Source organism: Falsiroseomonas stagni DSM 19981 (assembly GCF_900114315.1).
In the GTDB taxonomy this organism is placed as follows: domain Bacteria; phylum Pseudomonadota; class Alphaproteobacteria; order Acetobacterales; family Acetobacteraceae; genus Falsiroseomonas; species Falsiroseomonas stagni.
Genome location: NZ_FOSQ01000001.1, coordinates 394326 through 420384, shown reverse-complemented (window position 1 = coordinate 420384; position 26059 = coordinate 394326). Strand labels below are relative to the sequence as shown.

At 70.5% G+C, this 26059-nt stretch carries 25 protein-coding genes; 8 read left to right on the top strand and 17 right to left on the bottom strand.

What is annotated here, in order from left to right; all coding sequences use genetic code 11:
- Nucleotides 1–49 precede the first annotated feature (49 nt).
- Together BM041_RS01990 and BM041_RS01985 are read right to left on the bottom strand one after the other, a co-directional pair.
- Complete coding sequence (locus tag BM041_RS01990) at nucleotides 50–265, bottom strand: hypothetical protein (RefSeq protein WP_092954731.1); 216 nt, start codon at nucleotides 263–265, stop codon at nucleotides 50–52.
- Between the two features lie 302 nt (nucleotides 266–567).
- Entirely contained in the window at nucleotides 568–1902 is a 1335-nt protein-coding gene (locus tag BM041_RS01985; RefSeq protein ID WP_245761885.1) for a transglycosylase SLT domain-containing protein, read from the bottom strand.
- Nucleotides 1903–2261: 359 nt separating this feature from the next.
- Here BM041_RS01985 and BM041_RS01980 point away from each other — a divergent pair, with 359 nt between their 5' ends.
- The 4 genes from BM041_RS01980 to BM041_RS01965 are packed head-to-tail and all read left to right on the top strand — an operon-like array spanning nucleotide 2262 to nucleotide 5304.
- Complete coding sequence (locus BM041_RS01980) at nucleotides 2262–2882, top strand: outer membrane lipoprotein (RefSeq protein ID WP_245761884.1); 621 nt, start codon at nucleotides 2262–2264, stop codon at nucleotides 2880–2882.
- 52 nt (nucleotides 2883–2934) lie between these two features.
- A complete protein-coding gene (locus BM041_RS01975; protein WP_092954725.1) occupies nucleotides 2935–3777 on the top strand; it encodes an ABC transporter permease in 843 nt (280 codons plus the stop codon).
- A 4-nt stretch (nucleotides 3778–3781) separates the two neighbouring features.
- On the top strand, nucleotides 3782–4513 hold the full coding sequence (locus BM041_RS01970) for an ABC transporter ATP-binding protein (protein WP_092954722.1): 732 nt from the start codon (nucleotides 3782–3784) through the stop codon (nucleotides 4511–4513).
- The gene (locus BM041_RS01965) at nucleotides 4513–5304 is read left to right on the top strand and encodes a hypothetical protein (RefSeq protein ID WP_092954719.1); all 792 of its coding nucleotides are present in this window, start codon (nucleotides 4513–4515) and stop codon (nucleotides 5302–5304) included. The genes BM041_RS01970 and BM041_RS01965 overlap by 1 nt, the downstream gene beginning before the upstream one ends.
- Nucleotides 5305–5325: 21 nt before the next feature.
- Here the strand turns inward: BM041_RS01965 and BM041_RS01960 are convergent, their stop codons facing one another.
- From BM041_RS01960 to BM041_RS01920, 9 genes are all read right to left on the bottom strand, one after another.
- Nucleotides 5326–8394 (bottom strand): glycosyltransferase, encoded by a 3069-nt coding sequence (locus BM041_RS01960; RefSeq protein ID WP_217648587.1) that lies wholly within the window; start codon nucleotides 8392–8394, stop codon nucleotides 5326–5328.
- A gap of 8 nt (nucleotides 8395–8402) precedes the next feature.
- A complete protein-coding gene (locus tag BM041_RS01955; RefSeq protein WP_092954711.1) occupies nucleotides 8403–9395 on the bottom strand; it encodes a GHMP family kinase ATP-binding protein in 993 nt (330 codons plus the stop codon).
- On the bottom strand, nucleotides 9392–10330 hold the full coding sequence (locus BM041_RS01950; protein WP_092954708.1) for an NAD-dependent epimerase/dehydratase family protein: 939 nt from the start codon (nucleotides 10328–10330) through the stop codon (nucleotides 9392–9394). The genes BM041_RS01955 and BM041_RS01950 overlap by 4 nt, the downstream gene beginning before the upstream one ends.
- Entirely contained in the window at nucleotides 10314–11327 is a 1014-nt protein-coding gene (locus tag BM041_RS01945) for an NAD-dependent epimerase/dehydratase family protein (protein ID WP_092954705.1), read from the bottom strand. The genes BM041_RS01950 and BM041_RS01945 overlap by 17 nt, the downstream gene beginning before the upstream one ends.
- Nucleotides 11324–12601: a class I SAM-dependent methyltransferase gene (locus tag BM041_RS01940; protein WP_217648586.1), complete on the bottom strand. Its 1278-nt coding sequence runs from the start codon at nucleotides 12599–12601 to the stop codon at nucleotides 11324–11326. Before BM041_RS01940 ends, BM041_RS01945 begins: the two co-directional genes overlap by 4 nt.
- Nucleotides 12594–13526 (bottom strand): NAD-dependent epimerase/dehydratase family protein, encoded by a 933-nt coding sequence (locus BM041_RS01935; RefSeq protein ID WP_092954702.1) that lies wholly within the window; start codon nucleotides 13524–13526, stop codon nucleotides 12594–12596. The genes BM041_RS01940 and BM041_RS01935 overlap by 8 nt, the downstream gene beginning before the upstream one ends.
- A gap of 77 nt (nucleotides 13527–13603) precedes the next feature.
- Nucleotides 13604–14845 (bottom strand): glycosyltransferase, encoded by a 1242-nt coding sequence (locus BM041_RS01930; RefSeq protein ID WP_092954699.1) that lies wholly within the window; start codon nucleotides 14843–14845, stop codon nucleotides 13604–13606.
- Complete coding sequence (locus tag BM041_RS01925; RefSeq protein ID WP_092954696.1) at nucleotides 14842–16035, bottom strand: HAD-IIIA family hydrolase; 1194 nt, start codon at nucleotides 16033–16035, stop codon at nucleotides 14842–14844. Before BM041_RS01925 ends, BM041_RS01930 begins: the two co-directional genes overlap by 4 nt.
- Nucleotides 16028–16600 carry a D-sedoheptulose-7-phosphate isomerase gene (locus BM041_RS01920; protein ID WP_092957340.1) on the bottom strand — a complete coding sequence of 191 codons (573 nt, stop codon included), beginning with the start codon at nucleotides 16598–16600 and terminating at the stop codon, nucleotides 16028–16030. The genes BM041_RS01925 and BM041_RS01920 overlap by 8 nt, the downstream gene beginning before the upstream one ends.
- Before the next feature lie 166 nt (nucleotides 16601–16766).
- On the opposite strand from BM041_RS01920, the gene BM041_RS01915 reads away from it, so the two are divergent.
- A complete protein-coding gene (locus BM041_RS01915; RefSeq protein WP_217648584.1) occupies nucleotides 16767–17429 on the top strand; it encodes an acetyltransferase in 663 nt (220 codons plus the stop codon).
- Complete coding sequence (locus BM041_RS01910) at nucleotides 17429–18496, top strand: methyltransferase domain-containing protein (protein ID WP_092954690.1); 1068 nt, start codon at nucleotides 17429–17431, stop codon at nucleotides 18494–18496. The genes BM041_RS01915 and BM041_RS01910 overlap by 1 nt, the downstream gene beginning before the upstream one ends.
- Here the strand turns inward: BM041_RS01910 and BM041_RS01905 are convergent.
- The 6 genes from BM041_RS01905 to rffA form a co-directional block, all read right to left on the bottom strand.
- Entirely contained in the window at nucleotides 18454–19377 is a 924-nt protein-coding gene (locus BM041_RS01905) for a hypothetical protein (RefSeq protein ID WP_139225932.1), read from the bottom strand. The genes BM041_RS01910 and BM041_RS01905 overlap by 43 nt on opposite strands.
- Nucleotides 19370–20008 (bottom strand): class I SAM-dependent methyltransferase, encoded by a 639-nt coding sequence (locus BM041_RS01900; RefSeq protein ID WP_092954684.1) that lies wholly within the window; start codon nucleotides 20006–20008, stop codon nucleotides 19370–19372. Before BM041_RS01900 ends, BM041_RS01905 begins: the two co-directional genes overlap by 8 nt.
- Nucleotides 20008–20823: a phytanoyl-CoA dioxygenase family protein gene (locus tag BM041_RS01895; RefSeq protein WP_092954681.1), complete on the bottom strand. Its 816-nt coding sequence runs from the start codon at nucleotides 20821–20823 to the stop codon at nucleotides 20008–20010. Before BM041_RS01895 ends, BM041_RS01900 begins: the two co-directional genes overlap by 1 nt.
- A 10-nt stretch (nucleotides 20824–20833) precedes the next feature.
- Entirely contained in the window at nucleotides 20834–21379 is a 546-nt protein-coding gene (locus BM041_RS01890) for a methyltransferase domain-containing protein (RefSeq protein WP_092954678.1), read from the bottom strand.
- A gap of 70 nt (nucleotides 21380–21449) precedes the next feature.
- Nucleotides 21450–22157 carry a WbqC family protein gene (locus BM041_RS01885; RefSeq protein WP_217648583.1) on the bottom strand — a complete coding sequence of 236 codons (708 nt, stop codon included), beginning with the start codon at nucleotides 22155–22157 and terminating at the stop codon, nucleotides 21450–21452.
- Nucleotides 22154–23326 (bottom strand): dTDP-4-amino-4,6-dideoxygalactose transaminase, encoded by a 1173-nt coding sequence (gene rffA / locus BM041_RS01880; protein WP_092954676.1) that lies wholly within the window; start codon nucleotides 23324–23326, stop codon nucleotides 22154–22156. The genes BM041_RS01885 and rffA overlap by 4 nt, the downstream gene beginning before the upstream one ends.
- A gap of 444 nt (nucleotides 23327–23770) precedes the next feature.
- Between rffA and BM041_RS01875 the strand changes: the two genes are divergently transcribed.
- Both BM041_RS01875 and BM041_RS01870 read left to right on the top strand, forming a co-directional pair.
- Complete coding sequence (locus tag BM041_RS01875; protein WP_175533667.1) at nucleotides 23771–24979, top strand: FkbM family methyltransferase; 1209 nt, start codon at nucleotides 23771–23773, stop codon at nucleotides 24977–24979.
- Nucleotides 24980–25025: 46 nt separating this feature from the next.
- Nucleotides 25026–26057: a class I SAM-dependent methyltransferase gene (locus BM041_RS01870; RefSeq protein WP_092954670.1), complete on the top strand. Its 1032-nt coding sequence runs from the start codon at nucleotides 25026–25028 to the stop codon at nucleotides 26055–26057.
- The last annotated feature ends 2 nt before the right edge of the window (nucleotides 26058–26059 follow it).

Below are 26059 nucleotides of genomic sequence, written 5' to 3'. Positions count from 1 at the left end.
AGCGGTGCGGCGGGGACAAGACTACCCGGGCCGGGAAGCCCGGGCGGGGTCAGCGGATCAGTAGCGCGACCGCGACGATGAAGAGGCTGAGGACGGCCAGCGCCTTGACCGCCGTCATCAGGTCGCTGGTCTTGCCGCGGCTTTCCTCATCCTCGCTGTCCCAGCCGGAGGAGATCACCGGATAGGCCGGGCGTTCGGGAGGCTGTTCGGCTGCCTTGGGGGCTGCCTTGGGCCGGGATGCCGGGGGGACCGGCGCACGCGCCACCGGGGCCTCCGCCAGATCGGCCGGAGGACGGAGGCCTAGCAGGCCGGGGGGGACCTGCCCTGTCGGAGCTTCCATCGCCATGTGTCCATTATCGACATCGCGACGAATCATTCCACTGCCTATTGGGTGAGCGGTCACATTTTTTTGACCTCGAATTCGTGATCGAGAGCAGGGAGACACAACCTGCACGAGCATTTCGAGCCGAGGCGGACCCGCCCTGGTGATGCTGCCCCATAACGAAGCGCGGCCCGCCCCGGTGGGGGCGGGCCGCGGGCCTCATCATGGGATGGGGCGCCCCGGCGTCAGACGCCGGGCGCGACGATCATGCAGGCGCCTCGGCCACGCAGCCTTTCGCAAGCCTGCTCGGCCGCACCGCGGCTGGAAAGGCCGGTGACGCGGGCGCGGTAGAGCACGCCGCGGCCCTGGCCGGAGGGCTCGACCAGCGCGCGGGTGCCGGTGGCGGCGACCTGGTCGCGCGCCTGGCCTGCGGCGGCCCGGGCCAGGTTCTCCGACGCGAAGGCGCCGACCTGGATGCCCCAATTGCCGCCGCCCGCCGGGGCCGACGGGGCGGGGCGGGGTACCGCCGGCAGGGTGCCGGCATGCGCCTGCGGGATCAGGGAGAAACCCCGCCCGGCGGGCGCCGGCGCGGCGGCGATGGCGCGGGAGGCACCGGGCGGGGGCGCCAGCGACTCGGTGCGGATGGGGGCTACGCCGGGGTCGCCGGCGCTGGCCACGGGCTCCATCCGCGTCACGCGGTCGCCGGGGCTTTCGATCGGGTCCATGCGCGTCTGGAAATCGCCGGGGCTGGCGATCGGCGCCATGGCGACGACGGTGCCGGCGGGCGCGAAGCCGCCGGCTGCGGCAACCTGCGTGCGGACGGGCGCGGCCGGCGGCGTGAAGGCGGAATCGACCGCGGTGCTGCCATCCGGGATGGGTTCCATCCGCACCACCGGGCCGGCGGGCAGCCGGGCCACCTGCACGCCCGGATCCACCGCGCGGCGCTGTTCGCGCAGCGCCAGCATGGTGGCGGCATCGCCGCGGCGCGGCCCCGGCGGGATGTCGAGCGGGATCTCGGCGGCGGCGTAGACCTCAGGCGCCGCGCGGCGGTTCGGGCTGGTGCCGGCGATGCGCGGCCCGATTCGCGCGACGTAGTTGCGCGTCTCGTTCGGCAGGCCGCGGCCGCCCCAGAGGTAATCCTCCAGCCGCCGCGGACCGGCATTGTAGGCCGCCAGGAAGGCAGGCGCGCCGTACAGCTCATACATCTCCCGCACATAGGCGGTGCCGGCCATCAAATTGTCCCAGGGGTGATAGGGATCGGGGCCAAGGCCGTAGCGGGCCTGCAACTCGCGATAGGTGCCGGGCATGACCTGCATGAGGCCCATGGCGCCGACGCGGGAGGTGGCGCCGACTCGGCCCGCGGATTCCTGGCGCATCACTTCCCGGATCCAGCGTTCCGGCACGTCGAAGCGGCGGGAGGCCGTCTGGATGTAAGGGCCCCAGGGGTCGCCGGCGGGGCCGGGCGGGTCGTAGGTCGTGGGGCGCACCCATTCGCCGGACGACGCCGGCGCCTGCGTCACCGCCCGCTGCGGAGACTGGCCGCAGGCGGCAAGCGCCCCCAGCAGCAGGCACGCAGCCAACGGGCGAACCAAGCCCGCAGCGCTGAAGCCGACCATGCCATGCTCTCCGTCCGTTGACGGAACCGGAGTGTCCGAGGCCTGCCCCCCCGGCCATGGCGCACCGCCCCCGCGATGCGACCTGGCCCAGGCCAACCCCCGATACCCGTCCCGTTCGTTCAAGCCATCCCGCACCGGCCTGGCCACCTGGGCCATCTGGCATGGGTTTCGTGAAGGAACGCCGAAAAAAACGGCGAGCGCAACGCCTACCGCACGCCGGTAGGCGGAGGCAAGGACGAGATCATGGCAGAGCGTGCCGTGTTACTGCCACGCTACCAGTTGAAACAGCACGCAATCATCCGGGGCGGGCATTCCGGCCCGGGATGCGCTACCTGTCACCCGATCCCGTCGCCTGGCGACGACTCATCAAGACCGCGTCGCCTTGGCGACGACCCATCACGAAGGGCATCACGATGCGCCTGAACCACCGCCTGATCCCCGCCGCCGCCGCGCTTGCGCTGCTGGCCGCGGTGCCGGCCTGTGCGCCGGCCAATACGGGCACGACCTATTCCGCCGGTGCGCTCGGCGGCGCCGCCCATGTGAACTACGGCACCATCGTCGGCACCCGCCCGGTCAATGTGGCCGGCAGCACATCCGGCGTTGGCACCGTGGGCGGCGCCGTGGCCGGTGGCCTGGCGGGCAGCTTCATCGGCGGCGACTGGCGGTCCAACGCCATCGCGGGCGTGGGCGGCGCCATCCTGGGTGGCCTGGCCGGCACGGCGATCGAGCGGGGCGTGACCCAGGGCCAGGCGGTGGAATTCATCGTCCGCCAGGACCGGGGCGGCGACATCGCCGTGGTGCAGACGAATGAGGAAGGGCTGCAGGCCGGGGACCGGGTGGTCATCACCCGCGGCGACCGCGTGCGGCTGTCGCGCGCCGCCGGCGGGCCGGTGCCGCCGATGACCTCTCAGTTCCCTGGCCAGCCGGGCCCGCTGACCAAGTAGCGCGGCGGCGCTTCCTCTGGCCCGCCCCTCCCGGGCGGGCTATGAGGCGCCCATGCTCGACCGAACCGCGGCGACGTCGCCGGCCTATATCGTCGATGCGGCGGACCCGCAGCACCTGCGCCGGGCCATCGCCGACGTCACCCTCGGCTTCAGCCGGTGGCGGCTGGCCAGCGCGCTGGCGTGGCTCGACCTTCGGAACCGCTATCGCGGCTCCGTCCTCGGCCCCTTCTGGCTGACGCTGTCGACGGCGGCGATGCTGCTGGGCCTCGGCCTGCTCTATGCTGCGCTGTTCCGGATGTCGCTTGCAGAGTACCTGCCGCACCTGGCGGTCAGCCTGGTGATCTGGAACGCCATCGCGCAGATGGTGAACGAGGCGACGACAAGCCTGACCTCGTCCGAGGGCATCATCCGGCAGATGCCCCTGCCCTATACCGTCCATGCGCTGCGCTGCGTCATGCGCAACGGGCTGGTCGCGGCGCACAACCTGCCCTTGATCGGCGTCGTGTTCCTGGCCTGCGGCCACCTGCCGGGGCCGGAGGCGCTGCTGGCCATCCCGGGCTTCATCCTGATCGCCATCAACGCCTTCGCGGCCGCCCTGCTGCTCGGCATGATCTGCGCACGCTTCCGCGACATCGGGCCGATCGTGGCCAGCGTGATGCAACTGGCCTTCTTCCTCACGCCCATCCTGTGGAAGCCGCGGCTGCTGGGGCATTGGGAGGTACTGATGCCCCTCAATCCCTTCTACGCGGTGCTGGAGACGGTGCGCGGGCCGCTGGTGGAAGGCGGCGGGCCGCTGATCGCCTGGGTCGCGGCGATCACCTACACGGTGCTGCTGGTGGCGATCGCGGGCGCCTTCTTCGTCCGCTTCCGCGGCCGCGTGGCATTCTGGGTCTGACGCCATGGCAGCGATCGAGGCTTCGGGGCTTTGCCTGGACTTCCCCTTCTACCACCTGGGCGCACGGTCGCTGAAGAAGCGGCTGCTGGGCGGTGCGCGGCTGCACACGGACCCGTCCAACCGCGTGGTGGTGACGGCGCTGCGCAACCTGGATTTCCGCATCGTCACCGGCGAACGGGTGGCGCTGGTGGGGCCGAATGGCGCGGGCAAGACGACGCTGCTGCGGACACTGGCCGGCGTCTACGAACCCGTGGTCGGGCGGCTGCTGGTGGAAGGCCAGATCGGCGCGCTGATCGATGTCGCCGCCGGGATGGACCCTGAATCCACCGGGCGGGAGAATGTCACGCTCCGCGGCCTGTATCGCGGCCTGCCGGACGCGCAATGCGCCGAGCTGGTGGAGGAGGTCGCGGCCTTCGCGGGCCTCGGCGATTTCTTCGACGTGCCGATCCGCACCTATTCCGCCGGCATGGGCGTGCGGCTGGCCTTCGCGCTGGCCACCGCGATGCAGCCGCAGGTGCTGCTGATGGATGAGTGGTTCCTGGCCGGCGACGCCGCCTTCATGGCGAAGGCGGAGGAGAGGCTGGCGCGGCTGGTCGGCGGCGCCGACATCCTGGTGATCGCGACGCATGATTTCAGCGTGGTGCGCCGGTGGTGCACGCGGGCGATCCGGATGGAGGGCGGCGTGATCATCGCCGATGGGCCGGCGGAGGAGATCCTGGCGGGAATGGGCGTGTGATGGGCATCGGGGATGGCCATGCCGTCCCTGACGCCAGCCCGCCCGTGGCCGGACACCGCTCGACCCGCGCCAGGCAAGCCGCATCGCGCGCCGGGCGCCTGCTGATCCTCATCGCGGGTTGCGGCGCCTTCTTCCTCCCCCTCTGGTTCCTGCTGTTCTTCGGGGCCGTGGCCGTCGATGCCGGCCACGCATGGCTGCGGCGGCCACCGGCCGGCGATGGCCCCAGGGGCTTCGTGCAGAGCCCGTCGCTGAGCCAGGAGCCCGTGGTGCTCCGCGACGGGGACTTCACCCTGGCCTTCCCGCGCCACCATCTCGTCTCCGCCGATCCATCGCCCCGGCACGGGACGCGCGTCTCCCTGGTTGCACTGGCGACCTATCCGGGGATGGAGGGGAATTCCCCGGCGCTGGCCCGATGCTTCGACTGGGCGCAACTGGCGGCATGCGGGATCGTCGCGCTGTCCTATTCGGGCATCCGGGAGGAGGGCACCCAGGCTTTCAGCAGGCGGCGGGCATCCCTGCTGGACGGGCATGAAGACCGGGACGCTGGCGCGTTCGGCCTGCGGCCGACGATCATGCCGCACGTGCTTGTGCATATCGACGAGCAGGCCGAGGACATCATCGTCATCTCCTGCCCGCCCATCCTGCCGGATTGCAGCATGACGCTGGATGTCGCGGGAACGCGCTGGCGGGTGCTGATGGCGCCCGCCCTCCTCGGGCAATGGCGCGACGTAGTGGCGGAAATCCGCCGCTTCCTCGCGGCGCGCGTCACACGAGACGGCGGGCCGGGCTGAACGCGCGCGGCTTCGCTCCCCTCAGCCGCTCCAGCTCCACCAATGCTGTTCGTAGCGGTTGTCGTTGAAGATCTCGTACCAGGGTGAATGGGCCAGCGTCAGCGCGACCTGGTGGCGCGCCGGCATCTGGCGGCGGAGGCGGTGGACGGCCCGGCTGGTGTGCAGCGTCATGCCGGCGCGGCCCATGATCTCATCCGGCAGCAATTCCACCGACCGGATCTCCGCCAGCGCTTCCCGCGCCGCTTCCAGCGCCCCGCGGGCGAAGGCAGGGGCATGGCCGCGCTTCATCAGGTGCAGGGCGAGGGATTCGGCCAGTTCGAAATCGGTGCTGAGGTGACCGCAATAGGATTTGCGATAGGAGAAGCAGGCCCGCAGCAGCGCGACGGCCTGTTCGACCGGGCGATGGGCGAAGGCGTAGTCCATGCCGGCCGGCGTGCGCCACAGGTACCAGGCGCGCAGATCCTCGATCTCCGCCCGCGGGTGCTGGGTGGTGCGCTCCTCCGGGTAGTTGTTGAAGACGCCCAGCATCTCCGGCACGTGGACTGACCGGATATGCGGCATGACACGGTTCTTGAATTCCGTGTCGCCGGCGGCGCGGTAGGTCTCGTCGTAGAAGCCGAAGCGTTCGTGGATGGACCGGCGATAGAGGCCGCCGACCCAGCTGAGGTAGCAGGTCTCCAGATACACCAGGTCCTGGCTGTAGCCCGTGCGGTCATAGGGCATGACGTCGGCGTCGAAGACGCCCTTCTCATCCACCGAGGTGACGACGCTGTCGGCCATCGCCCAATCCACGCCGGAATCGCGGTCGAGCGCCGCGGCGAGCTTCGTCAGCGCCTCCGGGTGCAGCCCCTCATCCGCGCCGAGGAAGGAGAGGTAGGGCGCGCGGGCCAGGTGGATGCCGCGGTTCCAGGCGGCCTGGATCGTCTCCCGCCCCGCCGACCTGGCATAGACGATCGGGATGGCGGAGCGGCGGGAGGCCTGCCAGCGGCGGAGCGCCGCGCCCTCATCCTTCGGCGAATTGCTGTCCACCAGGATGATCTCGAGCCCCCCGGCCTTCGCGAGGGATTGCTGGGCGAGGTTGTCGAGCAGCGTCGGCAGCTTGTCGGAGGCGTTGTAGAGCGAGACGATGACGGCGACGCGGGCGGTGTGGTCGGCCCTGCGCGGATCATCGAGGATGGCGAGCCGCTGGCGGGCCTTGGCGCGGTTGCGATCGAAGGCATCCTTCATCAGCGCGGCACAGGCGGCATCGCGTTCCGCCGCCGGCAGGCCGAACATGGCATGTGCCGTCGCTGCCTCATGCCGGAAGCCGTTGGCGGCGAGGGTGGCGGTGATGAAGGGCAGGTCGCCCGTCCGGTCCTCACCCAGCCAGCGGATGATGCGCAGCATGTAGGTCGCGGCGATCAGGTCATTGCCCTGGCGGCGTTCCAGGCTGGCGAGTTCGCGGAACAGGCGCACGCGGTCGACCAGGCGCCAGGGAATCTCCCGCGACAATTCCGCGATCTTCGCCTTGATCTCCTCCGGCGTCGTCTCCGGCATCGTGAACATGGTGCGGCGGAAGCGGGGGAGCGAGCTGGCGCCGACGATCTGCTGGAGGGTGCGGGGGGAGACGCCAGTTACCTCCCGCATCCGCGACTTGATGCGTTCCTTGGTGATTTCGCCCATGCTGCCGCGGTGGCGAAGGCGCCAGAGGCCGGCGGCGCGCCGGGCGGCCTTCACCGCGGGCCGGCGCAGCGGCGTCGGCACATGGGCAGCGAGGGTCGTGGCCGTGGAAAGGCCGCTTTCCAGCGTCCGCAGCACCGCGCGGCGGGGCAGCGATGGTTCACGCAGATCGGCCAGCATGGCGAAGCGCGCCGCCAGATCGACCACCGTCTGCCGTGCTTCCCCATCCTGTGTCGTGCCCGGGGACCAGATGCGGCCAAGGCAGTCATGGTCGGCGCGCGGCATGGCGCGGGCAAGCGCCGCCAGGACCAGGCCACGATGGCGGTCATAGTCCCGCAGTACCGCTTCCACCCGACCAGCCGTGACGCGACTGCAATCGAGGGAGATCGTCGTCCAGTCCAACGCCGGCAGGTGGCGATGCAGCCAATGGGCGTAGCCGGAGCGGTCGGAGGCCATGACGACGCAACCCTGGCCGAGTGCTTCCAGGGCCGTCAGGTTGAAGGTGTCGTGCCGCGACGGCAGCATCAGCAGCGACCGGCCACGGAACAGGGAGCGGAGCGCGGCGGGCGCCAGCCCGTCCACGATCTCCGGCTTCAGCGCACGGCGCCGCGCGATGCCGGCGAGGGTTTCCGAGGAGCCGATTCCCTGCCGGTTCGGCCCATCCGGCCCCACCACCCGGAGCGCGCCATAGGCGGCTGGATCGATGCACCAGGCAAGGTCGAGGAAGAGGTCGGGCCCCTTCCACTTCTCCCGCCGCCCGACGAAAACCAGGTCCGGCGCGCCGCCATTCGTCGCCGGAACCGGCGTGAAGGGATCGACGATGCAGAGCGGGTCGAGGATGTTGACGGGCAGGTCGGCGATGTCCTGCCATTCGGCGGCGTAGGATTCGCTGATGGCATAGCGGGCATCGGCGGCGCGGAACTGCAATTCCTCCCGCTGCCGCAGCTCCTCCATGAAGGCATCGCCGCCCGCAGCACCCGGCCAGCCCGCCGCGAAGGCGCTGGAGAGCGTGCCGTGCAGCGCGACGGCGACGGTATCGAGTTCGATGCCCTCCGCCGCCAGGGCCTGGCGGATGAACAGCGTGTGCTGGCTGTAGTCCGGGCCATCGGCTACGTGGAAGTGGTTGCGCCCGGCATGGGTAGCGACCGAGGCCGCGAGGTTGCGGCATTCGACATACTGGTTGAGCAGATGGCCGCCGCGGGCTTCCATCTCGGGCCTCACCTGCCAGGCGCGGGCATAGGGGATGGCGATCGCGTTGCCCGGGCGCGGCGCATCGGCGGGTTCGCGGCGCGCGAAGTAGTAGAAGGTGTCCTGCGGACGGCCGGTGATGATGCGCCTGTAGGTGGACTGGCCGCCGCCGACGCGGTGATAGAGGTCGAATTCCAGCAGCAGCACGTGCCGGCCGCCGGGTTCGCGCATCGGTGCCGGCATGGCCATGCTCAACCCTTCAGGATGGTCGCGCCGACGGTATCGAGCGCGATGGGGATGATGGAGTGGCCTTCCATGCCGGCCCGGAAGGCGGCCTGGCGTTCGGGCGGCACGAGCATCAGCAGGAAGCCGCCGGCGCCGGCGCCGCAGAGCTTGCCGCCGAGCGCACCCGCCGCGCGGGCCTGGGCGTAGAGGCTGTCGATATGCGGGTTGGAGACCTTGGAGGACAGGCGCTTCTTGGTCTCCCACCCCTCATGCAGCATGGCGCCGAAATCGCGCAGCATCGCCTCCGGGTCGTTGGATTCCAGGACGGTCTGCGCCTGGTCCACCAGCGCCAGCAGGTGGCTGAGATCCTTGTCGGCGGCGCCGGACTTCGTCTTTTCCATCTGCTCGCCGAGCGTGGCGGAGGCGAAGCGCGTCATGCCGGTATAGACGAGGAAGAGGGAGGAGTTCAGCGCATCCTGGCAGGGCGCCGTCATCTGGATGGGGCTGATGCGCGTGCGGCCGCCTTCGAAGTCGAAGCGGTTGAGGCCGCCGAAGGCCGCGTGGTGCTGGTCCTGCACCCCCACATTCTCCTGCAGCACGTCGCGCTCGATCCGCACGGCCTCCCGCGCCAGGTCCATCTTGGTGGCGCCGCGGCCCTGCAGGGCGAAGATCAGGTTGATGAAGCCGACGGCGAAGGAGGAGGAGGAGCCGAGCCCGCTGCGCGCGGGCAGGTCCGCCATGATCGAGATGTCGAGCGGCCGGTCGTAGCCGTAGAGGCGGATCGCCTCACGCACCACGGGGTGCTGGATCTGGTCGAGTTCCGTCACCTGCTCCATGCGCGAGTAGGAGACGCGGTAGCGGTAGTCGAGGATGGTGGAGAGGCGCAGCGCCGCGACATAGACATACTGGTCGATGCCCATGCCGAGCACGGCGCCGCGCGCGCGGGCGAAATATTCCGGATAGTCGGTGCCGCCGCCGAAGAAGGACACGCGCAGCGGCGTGCGGGAGACGATCATCATGGCGCGATGGCTTCCCCGTAATCGGCGGCGAGCACCTGGGCGACGCCGGCTTCGACGCTGAGCTTCGGCTTCCAGCCGGTGGCGGCCAGGAAGCGGGCGGAATCGAGGCTCTTGTAGCCTGCGCCCTGGAAGGATCCGGGCGGGCTGACGATGCGCGCATCCCAGCGCAGCGCGCGCAGGATGGCCGTGGCGCAGTCGCCGACCTCGACCGGGGCGTTTGGCGTCACGTTGATGATGCGGTCTTCGAAATGGGCGTCGGCCAGCAGCACGGCATCGATCTGGTCATGCGCATGCAGAAGGTCGCGGACCGTATGCGGGTTCCCCCAGACCTCGAATTCCATCGCGCCGCTGCGCTTGGTGCGCACGGCGCGGTCGATCATCGCCGCCATGAAATGGGCGCGCGTGTCTTCCGTATGGGCATGCGGGCCGTAGACGGTGGCGAGCACGCAGTGCAGCCAGTGCAGGCCATACTGCTTGCCATAGGTCTCGCACCCCGTGGCCAGCAGTTGCTTGGCCAGCGCGTATCCCTGCACGGAGGGATGCGGGCGGCCGATGCCGAATTCCTCCTCCGGCGTCGGGTGGCTGGCCTCCGCATAGGTGCAGGAGGAGCCGAGCGAGACGAGCTTCGCCTGCGGCTGGTGGTGGCGCCAGGCTTCCAGGATGTTCAGGTGGATGCTGGCATTGTCGCGCAGCAACTCCCCCTGGATGCCCCACTGGATGTTGCCGGTGCGCTGCTTCGTGATGACGTGGAAGATGCGGCCGGCCTTGGGGGCGTCGCGGAACGCGCGATCCACCACGGCCGGGTCGGTGAAGTCGCCGGCGGCGCGGCCGACGGCATGGCAGGGCCAGCCTTCCGCTTGCCAGCGATCCAACAGGTTCCGGCCGAGGAATCCATCGGCGCCGAGGATGATGGTGGGGCTATCGGCGTAGGGCATCGCGATACCAGGCCAGCGTGGCGGCCATGCCGTCTTCCAGGCTGCGGAAGGGGGCGAGGCCCGGCAGCAAGTCGCGCAGCTTCGCGGCGGTGGCGCGGCGCACCTTCACGCCGCGATTGCCGGCGGCGGGCGGGGAAGTGAGCTTGATCGGGCGCTGCCTGCCGGCCGCCTGCATCGTCGCCACGGCCAGATCGCGCACCGTGCGCGTCTGGCCGTTGGCGAGGTTCACCGCGGCGGTCGTGCCGCGCAGCTTCAGGGATTCGACGAACGCCTCGGCGGCATCACCCGAAAAAATGAAATCGCGCTCGGCATCGGGGTCGCCGCGGACCTCGAATTCCGGCGCGTCGCCGCAGGCCCGGATGACGAAGGCGGTAGCGACATGGGCCTCGGCCTCGTCCAGCGTATCGTGGGGGCCGTAGGGGTTGGTCAGGCGGAAGCTGATGGTGCTGATGCCGGCGCGCCGGGACCAGAGTTCGCCCGTGATCTCCCCCCACCGCTTGGACCAGGCATAGGCAGCCTCGCCATCATGCGGCCAGGCATTGAGATCGAGGGGCAGCGCATCGTCCTGGAGGTCCCAGGACGCGGGATAGACGGCGGAGGAGGAGGCGGCGCGCACTTCCGAAATGCCGCGCGCCATGGCGAAGCGGTAGACCGCTTCCGTCATTGCCAGGTTCGCCGACAGGATTTCCGCCTGCTGCTTGCCGAAGATGGAGGCGAAGTAGCGGAAGGCCGCGACATGGATGATGGCGGTGCCGGCGGGCAGTGTGGGCAGCGTGTCCACCGCGCTGGCCGCGACCGTCATGGCGCAGCCGGGAACCGGGGTGCCGGAGGCGGTGACGCCGATGATGGTGGGAACGCGCCCTTGCAGCGCATCCACCACGTTACGTCCTATGAAGCCGCTGGCGCCCCAGACGACAACCGCCTCCGGGAGCCCTTGGCCCTGCGGCCGATTCAGACCTTCGCGCCCTGCGGCGCTACGGTCATCGGACGCACTCACGCGTCGGCCTTCCCGTAGGTCTTCACCTTCGGGATCGGCACGATGAGTTCGCCACCGCCCGCCAGATACGCCTTCTCCTTCGCGAGGAACTCATTGATGAAATTCCAGGCGAGGACGAGGTAGGCGTCGGGGCGGGCGCCCTCCTCCGCCTCGATCGGGATGCGGACGCCGGGGATGGCGAGACCGACCTTCATGGCGTTCTTCTCGACCGCCTTCTGCACCAGGTCGGGGCCGATGCCGAAGCTGTTGAGCAGCGTCGCGCCCTTGGCCGGCGCGCCATAGGCCCAGACCGATTTTCCGGCAGCCTTGTAGCCTTCGAGCAGCGCGACGAGGCGCTTGCGGAGGTCGAGGACGTTGGCGGCGAAGGTCCGGTAGGTCTCGATCTCGCCGAAGCCCTTGGCGATTTCCTGCGCCTGCATGGCGCGGACGCTGTCGCCCACCGGGCGCACGCCCTTGCGGGTCACATGCGCCTCGATGCTGCCGCCATGGATGTCGACCAACGTCGCCTCGAACACCTCCAGCCCATGCTGCGCGAGGAGGGCCGAGAGGGACTTCAGCGTGTAGTAGCAGAGGTGTTCGTGATAGACTTGATCGAAGGCGGTGTTCTCCACCATGCCGCCGAGATAGATGGCCTGCACGACGAAGACGCCGTCCTGGTCGAGCAGGGAGGCGATGCCCTCCACCACGCTGTGCAGTTCCTCCAGGTGGAAGAAGACGCCCGCGGCGGTGATGACCTTGGCCGGGCCGTGTTCCTTGCGGATGTCGGCGCAGCATGCCGCGTTGAAGAAGCGGTTCCAGGTGGGCACGCCGGCATCCTGCGCCAGCTTGGCCACGTTGCCCGCGGCCTCCACCCCCAGCACGCGGGCGCCGGAGAAGGCCCACTGCTTCAGCCAGGTGCCGTCATTGCTGCCGATGTCGACGACGAGGTCGCCGGCCTTCACACCATAGGCGGCCGCGATGCGCTTGCTGGTCTCGAGGAAATGCGCCGGCAGCGTCTTGGTGGTGCCGGAGACGTAGGGGTAGTCGGTGAACATCGATTCCTTCGGAATCGTATGGTCGATCTGCACCATGGTGCAGTCCCGGCAGAAGCCGACGCGCAGGGGGTAATGCGGCTCCACGCCCGGCGCCAGGTCCGGCCGCACCAGGCGGTTGCAGTGGGGCTGGTCACCGAGGTCGATGACGAGTTCGACATTGCGCCCGCCGCAGCAGCGGCAGGCCATGTCGAGCTTCACGCCCGGCGCGGGAACGACCATCCGGGAGGCGACCTCAGACATTCGCGAAGCGCCCGTTGCGCAGCATGCGGTAGCCCTTGATCAGCTCCTGGATGCCCTTGTCGAGGCCGTGGTCCGGCATCCAGCCCGTGGCTTCCAGCTTGTCGTTGGAAACGATGTAGTCCCGCTTGTCCGGATCCTCGCCCACCGGCGCTTCCAGCCAGACGAAGCCCGGCACGTGCTTCGCGATGCGCTCGCAGAGCTGGGCCTTGGAGAGGTTCGCCTCCGACAGGCCCACATTGTAGGCCTGCCCGCGCATGGTACCGACATTGTCGATGCCGTGCAGGAAGGCCTTCACCACATCGCGGATGTGGATGTAGTTGCGGCGGAAATGCGCCTCGAACAGCACCACGGCGCGGTCATTCACCGCGCGCCAGGTGAAGTCGTTCACCAGCAGGTCGAGCCGCATGCGCGGCGCCATGCCGAAGACGGTGGCGAGGCGGAAGGACAGGGAATTGGCGTGGCCGAGCACCGCTTCCTCCGCCTCCACCTTCGTCCGGCCATAGAGGGAGACCGGGCGGAGCGGCGATTCCTCGGTGCAGGCGGCGTTGCCTTCCCCGATGCCGTAGCCGGAATTGGTGGTGGGGTAGGCGATCAGCTGGCTGGGGCTGGCGCGCTTGACCAGGTTGACCACCGCGTCGCGGTTCAGGCTGGTGGCGCCGATCTCGTCCCGGGCGCAGAGCGGCGCGCCGACCAGCGCGGCCAGCGGGATCACCACATCAGCCTGCTTCAGCAGGGGTTCCAGCACGCGCATGTCGCGCGTGTCGCCGCGCACCGCGTTGAAATTCGGATCCGCGCAGGAATGGGCCAGGAAGGGCTCACCGGCGGCGAAGGTATCCAGCACCGTGACCTGCCAGCCTCGGGCCAACATAGCCGGCACCAGCATCGATCCGATATAGCCGGCCCCGCCGGTGACAAGCACATGCATCGAGCAAATTCCCTTCGGACCCCGGTACCGCCGGGCGTATAGAGTCTGTTACCGGGCCGGGCAACCGGAGCGGCGCGTTATCCGGTTGCAACGAATGACCGGAAAAGCGCGTCAGGATTGTGTTCATCCCGCCATTTTCGTGCCATGGTGCGGGACTTGGCCGTCATTTCGGGCAGATGGTCGATGGCCCGGGACAGGGCGGCCGCGACCGCCCGCACCCCGCCGCCTTGCACGATCGTGACGGCACGGCCGTCGCCGGCGACCGCTTCCATCCACCCGCCCGCCGGGATGACCGCGGGCAGCCCCAGGGCCAGCGCCTCCGCCAGGATGCCGCTGCTGCGCGCGCCATAGGTCGGCCCGTCATAGGGCAGCAGCAGCAGGTCCGCGCCGGCCAGGAGGGCGGCGTACCCCAGGGCATCCAGGGCCTGCTCGACCAGTATCAGGTCCCTGCCCTGCCGGGCCTGGAGCGCGCGGTGGGCGCGCTGGACCAGGGGATCGGCCCCCGCCCCCACGGGCCCGGACTGGATGGTGAAGCGCGCCCGGCCGGCCAGCGGCGCGATCGCCTCCGGCAGATGATCGTAGCCCTTCTCCAGCCTGGCGCCGCCGGCAAAGACGATATGCGGCAGGGCGCCTGGTGCGCGTGGCGCCAAGTCCGGCACCACGATCGGCAGGGGCACCGTGCGGACCGGCAGGCCCGACAGGCGGCGGAAATCCGCGGCCAGCAGGTCCGTATCCGCGAAGAGGCGCAGGCGCGCGCCGAAGCGGGCGGCGAGGCGCGCCAGCAGCGCGGGCAGCGGTTCCGGCGCGGCGTCATCCGCCTCCATCTCCGCGGGCATACGCCGCAGCACGACCAGCAGCGTGACGCCGTGCAGGTCCGGCCCGGCGGCGAGGGAGGCCAGGTTGGCGCCGGAGACGCTGTGCAGCAGCAGCCAATCGCCGGGGCCGGCCGCCAGGGTGCCGAGCGCGGCGTGGAGTTCAGCCGCCAGGCCGTCCGGCGCGCGGGCGGAAAGGCGGCGGCGGGCGGCACGCATCAGGTCGGCGGCCGCGGCCGCGATCGGGGCCGGCAGGTGCGACAGGCCTCCGAACAAGGCCCGGCGCAGCGCACCCCCGCCACCGGCGCTCTGGTAGGCGGTGCCGAGGACGGGATGGCATTCGATGTCGGGGATGGTGCCGCTGAAGCCCCGAGCGGCCAGGATGACGGCCGGCGTGCCGGCCCGGGCCGCGGCTTCCGCGACCGACCGGGAATAGGAGAGGTGGTGGCCGAGGGGCCCGGTCAGCCCCGGATCGGCGATGATGAAACGGGGCGCGCCGCCGGTCACAGCAGCCGGGCGATGAAGGCGTCGAGGTCGCCGCCGGGGAAGAGATGCCCGGGCAGCCCGGCGGCGCGCGCGGCCTCGATGTCCGTGTTCTTGTCACCGACGAGGAAGGACCGCGCGGCATCCACCGGCCAGACCGCCAGCAGGTCCCGGATCATGCCGGGCTGGGGCTTCCGGCGGCCGCAATCCACGCGGTAGCGGTCCTCCAGCGCCTGGGGGTGGTTCGGGCAGTATTCGAAGGCGTCGACATGCGCGCCGGCGGCGGCGAATTCGGCGGCCATCCAGCCATGCATCACGCCCACCTGGGCTTCCGGGAAGAAGCCCTTGGCGACGCCGGCCTGGTTGGTGACGACGAAGACCAGCCAGCCCGCATCGTTCAGCCGCTTCACCGCGGCGGCGGCGCCGGGGATCCAGCGCGCCTCCGCCGGCTTGTGGGGCCAGCCCGTATCCTCGATCAGCACGCCGTCGCGGTCGAAGAAGACCGCGGGGCGGCGGGCCATGGCCGGGATCATGGCCTGGGAGGCAGCGAGATCCTCCGGGATGCCGATATCGATGAAGGCTCCGTCATACAGCGCGCCGCGCAGCGCGCCGGCCTCCGCCAGCTTCGGGAAGACGTCCGATTCCATGGAAACGGGACCATCGCCGATATGGTCGAGGATCGCCTTGTCCAGCCAGTAGATGCCGCCATTGATGGGGCCGGACCGGTCGGGGGAGCGGGCGGCGAAGCCCTGGATGCGGCCGGCGGCATCGACCTCCACCGTGCCATAGCGCGCACCGGGCGCGGCGCGGCGCAGCGCCAGCGTGGCCAGGGCATCGCCCGCATGCAGCGGCAGGTCCAGGAGATTGACGTCGAACCGCGTGTCGCCGTTGAGGAGGAGGAAGCGGTCCTCCAGATGCTCCGCGAACAGCTTCAGCCCGCCGGCGGTGCCGAGCGGCTCGGGCTCGATCAGCACCTCGATCCGCGATCCGCGGATGGTCGTGCCGTGGTAAGCCTCCGCGATCGTATGGCCCAGATAGCCCGCGAGCAGCGTGATCCGCGGAAAGGCGAACCGGGAAACCTCCTCGATCAGCCACTGAAGGAAGGGGCGGCCCGCGACCTCCACCATCGGCTTCGGGATGGTGTCCGTAAGCGACCCCAGGCGGGTGCCACGACCGCCGACCAGGATGGCGGCCTGTGCCGGCACCTCAGGCATCCGCCAGCCGTTCCTCCACCGCTGCGCAGTAGCAGTGGTAGAGCGCCAGATGGACCTGCTGGATGGCGGGGGTGGACCGCGACGGCACGGCCAGCAGGTGATCGCAGAGCGGGGCCATCTTCCCGCCCCCCTCCCCGGTCAGGCCGATGGTCGCCATGCCGAGCTTCCGCGCGGCTTCCAGCGCCTTCACCACATTGCCGGAATTGCCGGAGGTGGAAAGGCCGAGCAGCACGCCGCCGGGTTCCCCATAGGCTTCGACCTGGCGGGAGAAGACCGTCTCGTAGCTGTAGTCGTTCGACCAGGCGGTCAGCACGGCGGGGTTGGAGGAGAGGCAGATCGCCTTCAGCGCGCGTCGCTCCTTGAGGAAGCGGCCCACCATCTCACCCACGATGTGCTGGGCATCGGCGGCGGACCCGCCATTGCCGCAGACCAGCAGCGGGCGGTTGGCGGCCAGTGCCGTGACGGTGGCGTCCACGGCAGCCTGCATCGTGGCATCCAGGCCGCGGGCCCGGGTGGCCGCGAGCACCGCGGCGGCGTCCGACAACCAGGCATTGAGCGTGATCATGCGCATCTCCATCACCGGGTTCCATCGGCCCAGGGCGACGCGCGGGTTTAGGGCGGCAGGGCGGCGGCGTCACCCCCTGCAGGCGATGGTGGGCAAGGCTTGGCGGGCTGCGCGGGCGACGGCGGGGCGCTATGCTGGCCCGGGACAATGGCGGGGACGATTTGCGTTGAAGGACATCGTCATCTTCGGCACCGGTCCGATCGCGGAACTCGCCGCGCTGTACTTCCGGGAGGATGCCGGGCGCCGCGTGGCCGGATTCACGGTCGACTCGGCCTATGCGACCATGCCCGACTTCGCCGGCCTGCCCCTGGTGCCGTTCGAGGAGGTGGAGGGGCGCTTCCCCCCGGCTGGATACGACCTCTTCGTCGCACTGGCCTACACCAAGTTGAACAAGCTGCGCCGCGCCCGGGTGGATGAGGGGAAGGCCCGGGGCTACGGCATCGCGCACTATGTCAGCAGCCGCGCCACCCGCTTCTCCACCTTCGAGGCCGCGGAGAACCAGTTCATCCTGGAGGACAACACGATCCAGCCCTTCGCGCGGGTGGGGCGGAACGTGACGCTGTGGTCGGGCAACCATATCGGCCACCACAGCACCATCGCGGAGGACGTGTTCATCGCCTCCCATGTCGTGGTGTCCGGCGGCGTGACGATCGGGGCGCGCAGCTTCATCGGCGTGAACGTGACCATCCGGGACCATGTGACCATCGGCGCGGATTGCGTGATCGGCGCGGGGGCGTTGGTACTGCAGGACATCCCGGACGGGTCGGTGCTGTCGCCTGGGGGGACCGAAATCTCCAAGGTGCCGAGCCACCGGCTGAAGCGGATCTGATGGACATGGGGCGGATCGCCTATCGCTGCCCGGCAACGCGCGAGGCATTGGCGACGGGGCCGGACGGTCTGTTCCGGCGGGATGGCGCGCTCTACCGCTTCCTGCCGCGGGCGCAGGCCGATTCCGTACCGGTACCCAACTTCCTGGACCTCGCCGCCGCCGGGGATGGCCAGCGCGCGAGCCTGTCCATGTATGACACCGCGACCGCAACCGCGGTCTACCGCAATTTCCTGGACTGGCTCTTCGCCACCTTCGGGGAGGATGAAGCCGCCTGGCGCCGGGCGATGGTGGCGCGGCTGGCGCTGCGGGCCGGCGATGCGGTGCTGGTGACGGGCTGCGGCCTGGGCGACGACATACCGCCGATCATGGACGCGGTCGGCGCGGGCGGAGAGGTCCATGCGCAGGACCTGTCGCCTGCCATGGTGCAGGCGGCGGCGGGCCAATGGGCGCGGGCCGGCGGCATGCAGCCCCGCTTCTCCGTCGGCGATGCCGCGCGGCTTCCCTTCGCCGATGGCGCCTTCGATGCCGCCTTCCACTTCGGCGGCATCAACCTGTTCGACGACATCGCCGGCGGCATTGCGGAGATGGCGCGCGTGGTGCGGCCCGGCGGCCGGGTGGTGCTGGGGGATGAAGGTGTCGCACCATGGCTGCGGGGCACCGACTACGCGCGCATGGTGATCGCCAACATTCCACTCTGGGGACGGGAGGCGCCGATTGCCCTGCTGCCGCCGACGGCACGGCAGGTGCGCCTGGATTGGATACTCGGCAATTGCTTCTGGGTGATAAGCTTTACCGCAGGCGAGGGCCTGCCGCCCATCAACCCGCACGTCCCCCATAAAGGGCGCCGCGGCGGCACCATGTGGACGCGCCACCACGGCGTGCTGGAGGGCGTGACGCCGGAAACCCGGCAGCGTGTCGAAAGCGCGGCTGGCGCGGCAGGGCTTTCGGTGCATGACTGGCTGGAAGCCAACTTGCGCGCACGGCTGGCGGAAGCGGGGGACGTCCAGGCGGGAAGTGCCGGGGATCAGCCCTCCAGCACCGCAATCCCGAAGCCGGTGCGGCCATAGCCAACGCCGTTGTAAAGCATGTAGCGGTGCCCCCCATGGTCGAAGACCGCGGGGTAGGTGCGACAGCCCTGTTCCCACGGGGCTTCCGGCGTGGTGAAGGCGACAGCGCCGTCATCCCGCAGCCAGGTCGAACCATCCGCGGAATGGGCATAGCCCAGGGCATAGGCGTCAAGCCGGCGGCAATACCAGGCATGCCAACCTGCGGCATCGCGCAGGATGCAGGGCCGGGACAGCGCCCATTCGCCGGCGTAGGCGTGATCGAGCGCCAGCCGCGCGTCCCGCACCCAGGTCGCGCCATCATCGCGTGACCACGCCCGCCGGACGGGATGGTCGATCGCGCGCCCGTCGCGCGGCGGACATTGGTGGGTGCCGTACCAGATGGACAGCCCATCGCCATCCCGCGCCAGCCAGGGATAGCCGAGGCTCAAAGGGTCCGTCGCGTCGCGATCCAGGGCGGGCGCGAAGGAGGTACGGTGCAGGCGATCCTCTCCAGGTGCTGCCCGCGCGCGGCCGATTGCGGTCCGGAAGGGGACCGATCGCCCCAAGCTCCAGCCCAGGAACCAGCAATCGAGGCCTCCGTCGGGATGCCAGCCCACCCAGCCCACGGAGGCGCCGGCATCGTCGAAGGCGCCCGCAGGCCCGGCTTCAAGCCAGGGGCCACGCGGCGGGGCCAGCTTCTCGAAGCCATCCGGCCACAGCGCGAGGTCGAGCGACCAGATGCCGGACCGCCCCTTCTCGTCGCGCGGCGAGAAGAACACGCGCAGGCTGCCGTCCGGCATGCGGAGAGGCGTCGGGTAGGAGGCATGGGTGGCATGGCCGGGCACCTCGCCCGCCGCGACATGCACATGGCCGAGCGTACGCCAGCGCTGGCGATCAGGCACGGGAGCCCGGCGCATGTCGCAGGACCAGGGTGAACTCCCACAAGCCGTAATCCTGCAGAACCGCGGCGTGGCGACCATGGCGGGCGATCATCGCGGCCAGCATGGCGGCGGGATCGGCATAGTGCAGGTCCGCTCGACGGCGGTCCGGATCGCTGTTCAGGCTCAGCATGTTGAAGCCGAAGCCGCGGCGTGATGCGCGGGCCAGGCCTTCGATCACGCCATCCACATACCCTGTCCAGGCCGCGGCATCGGCGCCACGGATGACGTTGAGGATGCCGCTGGCGATGGCGTAGTCCGCGACCTCCGGGCTTTCGGCGCCGCGGTGGAAAACGCGGTCCGGGCCCTCTCCATGCAGGCGCCGCGCGGCCTCCACCATGGCGGGCGCGACATCCAGCCCGATATAGCGGCCGCGATGGCCATGGGCGCGGAGGAAGGGCAGGAAGTCGCCATAGCCGCAGCCGAAGTCGAGGATGCTGGCCTCCGGGTCATCCTCCACCAGCCGGAGGAACTGGCGGTGGCGCAGGCGCTGCCCGTCCTCGTCCTTCCAGTCCACGCCCTTCGCGGTGGTGCCATGGGTGGCGAGGGCCTGTTCGTAATGCGCGGTGACGGCGGCCAGGATCGGGTCTGCCATCAGCGGCGGGCCTTTCCGAGGCGCGCGGCGCGCTGGGCACGCCAGGCATCCGCGCTGGGGGCGGGCTGGTAGTCCAGGCCGAGGCGACGGCGAAGCGTGGGGTCGAGGCCCGGCCGGTCCCGGAACGCCACCTGCTGCGCCAGCAGCGGGATGCCGTGCAGCGTGTTGATGGCCCGGCGCGGCCGGGTGCCGCGATTCACACCGCCGCGATGGAAGCACATGGCATCGAACACCACGATGGCGCCCGCCGGCGCATGCGCCGGGATCGCCCAGCGATCGACGAAGGCCTGGGACGGGAAATCCGCATGCAGATGCGAACCCGGCAGGAACAGGGTCGATCCGCTGGTCGCGTCGAAATCATCCAGCACCGCCAGCGCGCCGAGCGCGATGGGCTTCGTGCTGACCCAGGATTGGTAGGGCAGGTCGCGATGCCAGTTCTGCTGGTGATGCTCCGCCGCATCGGGCGGCATGACGATGCCGTTCTGCTGCATGACCAGCGCGGCGGGGCCCAGCACCGCCTCCACCACCGCCATCAAAGCGGGGGCGCGGAGGATCTCGAGGAAGATGTCATCCTCCTCCAGCAGCGCGCGGGCCTGCCCGGCATCGCCGATGGCGGCAAGCGCTTCCTCCCCCCCGAAGCGGGCGGCCTGGTCGGCCAGCACGCGGTCCAGCGCATCCCGCATCGCCGCCACCGTGGCGGGGGGCAGGGCATCCCGCAGCACGGTGAAGCCGAGCCGGGACAGTTCCTCCAGCGCCAGCGCCAGGGCAGGGTCGGCGGCGAGGGGCGCGGGGGGGGTGATGCCGTAGGATTTCATGGCCGGGCTCTCATCGGGGGATCAGGTCGTCCCAGCGGATGACGTGGCAGGCAGCGAAGCGGGCGGCAAGGGCCGGTTGCACCCCGGGCCGGAGCGCCAGCAGCAGGCTGGCCAGGAAGGTGCCTGGGTCCGGCGTGTGCTCCACGACATTGACCGACAGGACCAGCGCCGCGCGCAGGCCCGGGCGGAGCGCGGGCGCCACGGGGATGCCGGTGGCGCGGGCCGCGGCGGCGACACGGGGCGCGACCTCCACGCCCATGCGCCGGGCTTCGGGCCAGATGGTGCCGAGCGCGCCGAGCAGCGCGCCATTGCCGCAGCCGACATCGAGGATGGAAGCCGGCGGTGACCCGTCCCACAGCCGGGCGATGCGGGTGGCGTAGCCGCCGGCGCGGGCGATGTCGGCCTCGGTCGGCGGGGCCGCGCCCAGCGCATAGGCATCGCCGAAGGTGCGGCGGGGCAGGCGCGCGGCCTCGTGCCGCGGCAGCCAGCCAGCGCCGCAGGCGCGGCAGTGCGGGCGCTCGACCACTACGCCGACCAGCGCGCCGTCGCTGAGCATGGAACGCCGGCGGGGTGCGGCGACGGGCAGGGCGCCGGGCGAGGCGCAAAGGGGGCAGCGGGACGCTGCGCTAGGCACCGAGCACCGCCCGTGCGCCGTCCGGCCCCAGCGTCAGCAGCGGATCCAGGACGGAAACAGCCGGTTCGAAACCGCCCCAGAGCTGCCTGTATTCCGGCAGCCCCGCATAGCTCATCCACTCCACCGCCATGCCGCGGGCGGCGAAGGCGCCCTCATCCAGATAGGCCTGGGCGGAGGGGCCGGAGAGGTAGTGGGTGGCCCCCGTGGCGGCGGCGAGTTCGACCAGCCGCTGCGTCGGGTCCAGCGCCTCCAACCGCTCACGCGGCAGCAGGTCCACGTCGCGCAGGAAGGGCGTGGTGATGCCCAGCATGGCGCAGAGCGCCCGCGTCAGGTGCTGGTTGACCCCCGACAGCATCGGCTGGTCCGCCACAGCAGCATAGGCGGTCCGGACGGCGTCGATGCCTGAAGAAAAGCCGGCGCCGCGGCGATAGGCGCCCTCGATGCTGCGCAGGTGCTTCGCGGCCCAGCCGGGCTCCGCGATCTCCATGGCGTCGATGGGGGAGAGGTAGTTGCCCTTCTGCTTCACGGGGATGGTGAGCCAGAGCGGGCCCTGCGCGGTCTTGATGCGGTTGCGCGTGCGCCAGTCCCGCCGCGTGAACTGCACGCTGTCCAGGAAGACGAAGGCGTCACAGCGCGCGATCATGGCGAAGGCGCCACGCCAGGGGATGTAGCTGGACTGGACGATCGCGACCCGCTTCACGCGTTGTTTCCGTAGAAGGCCGCGATGGCGTCGATGACGCGCGCGACCTCCCCATCCCCCAGGCCGAGATACATGGGCAGGCGCACCAGGCGACTGCTGACGTCATCCGTCACGGCCAGGCTGCCATGGGCACGGGCGTAGCGCAGCCCGGCAGGCGCGGAATGCAGGGGCACGTAGTGGAAAACCGCATGGATGCCGCGGGCGCCGAGATGCGCCAGCAGCGCGGTGCGCGTCGCGGCATCCTTCGCCAGCAGCCAGAAGATGTGGCCATTCGCCTCATCCGCCGTCGCCGCGGGCAGCGTGACATGGCCGGCGCGGGCCAGGCCCGCCAGGCCGATGCGATAGGCCTCGTAGCTCGCGCGCCTCGCCTGGATGATCGCTTCCGCCTGTTCGAACTGGGCGTAGAGGAAGGCGGAGACGATCTCCCCGGGGCAGTAGGAGCTGCCGATGTCGCGCCAGGTGTATTTGTCGATCTCGCCGCGGAAGAAGCGGCTGCGGTCGGTGCCCTTCTCCCGCAGGATCTCCGCGCGCTCGATCATCGCCGCGTCATTGACCAGCAGGGCGCCGCCCTCGCCGGAGATGATGTTCTTCGTCTCATGGAAGGACAGGCAGCCGAGATGGCCGATGGTGCCGAGCGCGCGGCCCTTGTAGTGGGACAGGTGCGCCTGGGCCGCATCCTCCACCACCAGCAGCTTGTGGCGGTCCGCGATGGCCATGATCGCGTCCATCTCGCAGGCGACGCCGGCGTAGTGGACGGGGACGATGGCGCGGGTGCGGGGCGTGATGGCGGGCTCGATCAGGGCCTCATCGATGTTCAGCGTATCGGGGCGGACATCGATGAAGACCGGCGTCGCGCCGCGCAGCACGAAGGCGGTGGCGGTGGAGGAGAAGGTGAAGGAGGGCATGATGACCTCATCCCCCGGCCCCACCCCTGCCAGCATCGCCGCCATTTCCAGCGCCGCGGTGCAGGAATGGGCCATCAGCGCGCGGCGGGCGGGCAGTTCGCGTTCCAGCCAGGCCTCGCAGCGCTTCATGAAGGGGCCGCCGCCGGCGATGGTGCCGTTGCGGATCGCTTCCTCGATATAGGCGAGTTCGCGGCCCACCATGGTCGGGCGGCCGAAGGGGATCTTCCCGGGGGTCGGACCGGATGGGGCGGCGGCGTCGGTCATGCAAGGCGTGTCGGGCACCGGCGCGGCAGCGTCAACCCGCAGTGGTGTTATCGCCCCCCCCATACCGTCAGCGGAGAGGCGCACACTGATGTTCTCGACCCCGCCGGTGCCGCATGGCGGCGCGGCGATGGAACTGTGGCACGCCTGCGCGTCGACGACGTCGCGCTGTCCCGAACGGGTGTAGCCCTGGCGGGGACGCTGGAGCAGGGGGCGCGCCGCTTCCGGAGCCGGTGGCTGGGGGCGATCGCCGTCCTGCCGCCAGGTCACACCATGACAGCGTCCAGGACCTCATGGTCTGCCGGAAGCCGGCGGGCTGAGACACCAGCCACCGGGACAGGGCGCGGCGGGCTGTTCGCTGGACAGCCGCTCGACATTTCTCCACAAGCCTCCGCTGGGCGACCCGGCCGACGGGCAGGCCCGCCGCCAGAACGGATGCAGGACCTGATGCGCCAACTGATCCTCGATACCTTCCGTCGCGCCGCCGGCACGAAGCAGCTTCGTGGCACCGTGGAGGCGCTGGCCACCGAGGTCTCGATGCTGCTGGGCACCCAGGGGCCGGGCAGCGAGGTGGCGAAGCGGCGGGAAGTGATGGAGCGCCTGGTCCGCGTCGGCGACTTCCCCCTGCAGGCCTGGTGGGAACGGTCCTACTGGGAACCCGTCGTGCAGATGGCGATCCGGGACCATGTCCGGCCCGGCGACATCGCCTTCGACGTGGGATCGAATGCCGGCGCCTTCGCGGTGCAGATGTCGCGCCAGGCCGGCCCGCGCGGCATCATCTGCGCCTTCGAGGCCAGCCCGCGGATCATCGGCCGCACCCAGCACAATCTGGTGCAGGCGGGGGCGAACAACGTCACGCTCTATCACCGCGCGATCTGGCACCGCAGCGGCGACTTCGTGCATATCGAGGCCGGGTCCCACCTGAACGACCGCGTGGCGGAAGGGGCGGGCGGGGTCCCGGTGCCGACGCTCGCGCTGGACGATTTCATCGCCGCCACGGGCCTCAGCCCCAGCTTCGTGAAGATGGACATCGAGGGCGCGGAACTCGATGCGCTGAAGGGCTGCCCGAAGCTGCTGGCCGAGGGCCGGCCGGTGATGGCGCTGGAACAGGCGCCCGACGACATGCGCTGCCACGCGTTGCTGGTGGCCGCCGGCTATGTGGCGGTGGACCTTTCGACCGGCCGGCGCATCCGCCAGTCCAGCGACTTCACCTCCCCCACCGGGGTCGTCAACGTGCTGTTCGTGCCGGAGGAGAAGGCCGCCAACAATCCCTATTGCGATGAGCGGCAGGAGGTGGTGATGGCCATCCCCGGGTCGCGCTTCACGCGCGATGCGGCCGGCGGCGCCAGCCTGGCGGACCCGCCGGTGCTGCCGCCCGGCCGCTACGTGGTGCGGGCCGATTTCTCGGCGAGCGGCAAGCAGAACGAGGTCTACGCCGGGCTGGAGGCGGATGGGGAGGTGGTCTTCCGCTACCACACCCACACCGCCTTCCTGGCGGAATGCTACCGCGAATGGGTGGTGCAGCTGGACCGGCCGACGAAGGTCGCGCCCTTCCTGCGCTTCCTGAACGGGTCGGATCCGACGCTCGACTGGCGCGGGGTGGAGGTGATCCGCCTGCCGGGCTTCGACGGCATCGCCGGGCCGCTGGTATTCTGACCGGCCCGTTCTTCCCGCCCACCCCGATGCACAGGCAGGCACGCGCATGCGCCGCATGATACTCGACCAGTTGCGGCGGATCGCCGGCACCGGGCACCTGATCCGGGAAGTCGACAGCCTGCGGGCGGAGGTCACGGGGCTGCGGACCGAGATGACGGCGCTGCGGGAGGTCGCGAACCGCGCCACTGCCGCGGCGGAGGCCACCCTGGCCGCCGTCAAGCCGCCGCTGCCGCAACTGCCCGGCACGCCCTACTCCACGGTGGCGATCCCGATGGAGTACCCGCCATCCCGCGACCTGCGGCCGCGCTGGGGGGAGACGCGCCCCCCGCTGCAGCCGATCGTCGACTGGGTGAAGCCGCATGAGGCCGAGTACCGGAAGCTGCTGACGGCGATCCGTGCCCGGGTGCCGGCGCTGGCCCGCATCGCGCTGGATTTCGACCCTGCCCGGCTGCCGGAACCCGCCTGGCGCGGCGTGCCGATCGCGCCCTTCGACAGCGCCGCGCTCTACACCCTGGTGGGGGAACGCAAGCCGAAGCTGTACCTGGAGATCGGGTCGGGCATCACCACCGCCTTCGCCTGGCGGTCGGTGAAGGACCATGGCCTGTCCACCCGCATCGTCTCCATCGACCCGGAACCGCGCGCTGCGATCGACGGCATCTGCGACGAGGTGGTGCGCGCGGGGCTCGAGACCTGCGACCTCTCGGTATTCGACCAGTTGGAGGCCGGGGATATCCTGTTCCTGGATGGCTCCCACCGCGTCTTCATGAACAGCGACGTCACGGTCTTCATGCTGGATGTGCTGCCGCGGGTGAAGCCCGGCGTGCTGATCCATGTGCACGACATCCAGCTGCCCTGGGACTACCCGGACATGTTCACCACCTGGTACTGGAGCGAGGCCTACATCCTGGCGGCCTACATCATCGGGGCGGCGGACAGGCTGCGGCCGGTGCTGCCTACAACCTGGGTCTGCCGGGACGCGGCCTTCGCCGACTGGTTCGCGACACCGCCGGTGGACCTCGGCCCGCAGAATGATGGCTGGCGGGGCGGCGGGTCCATGTGGTTCGAGAAGATCGCCTGACC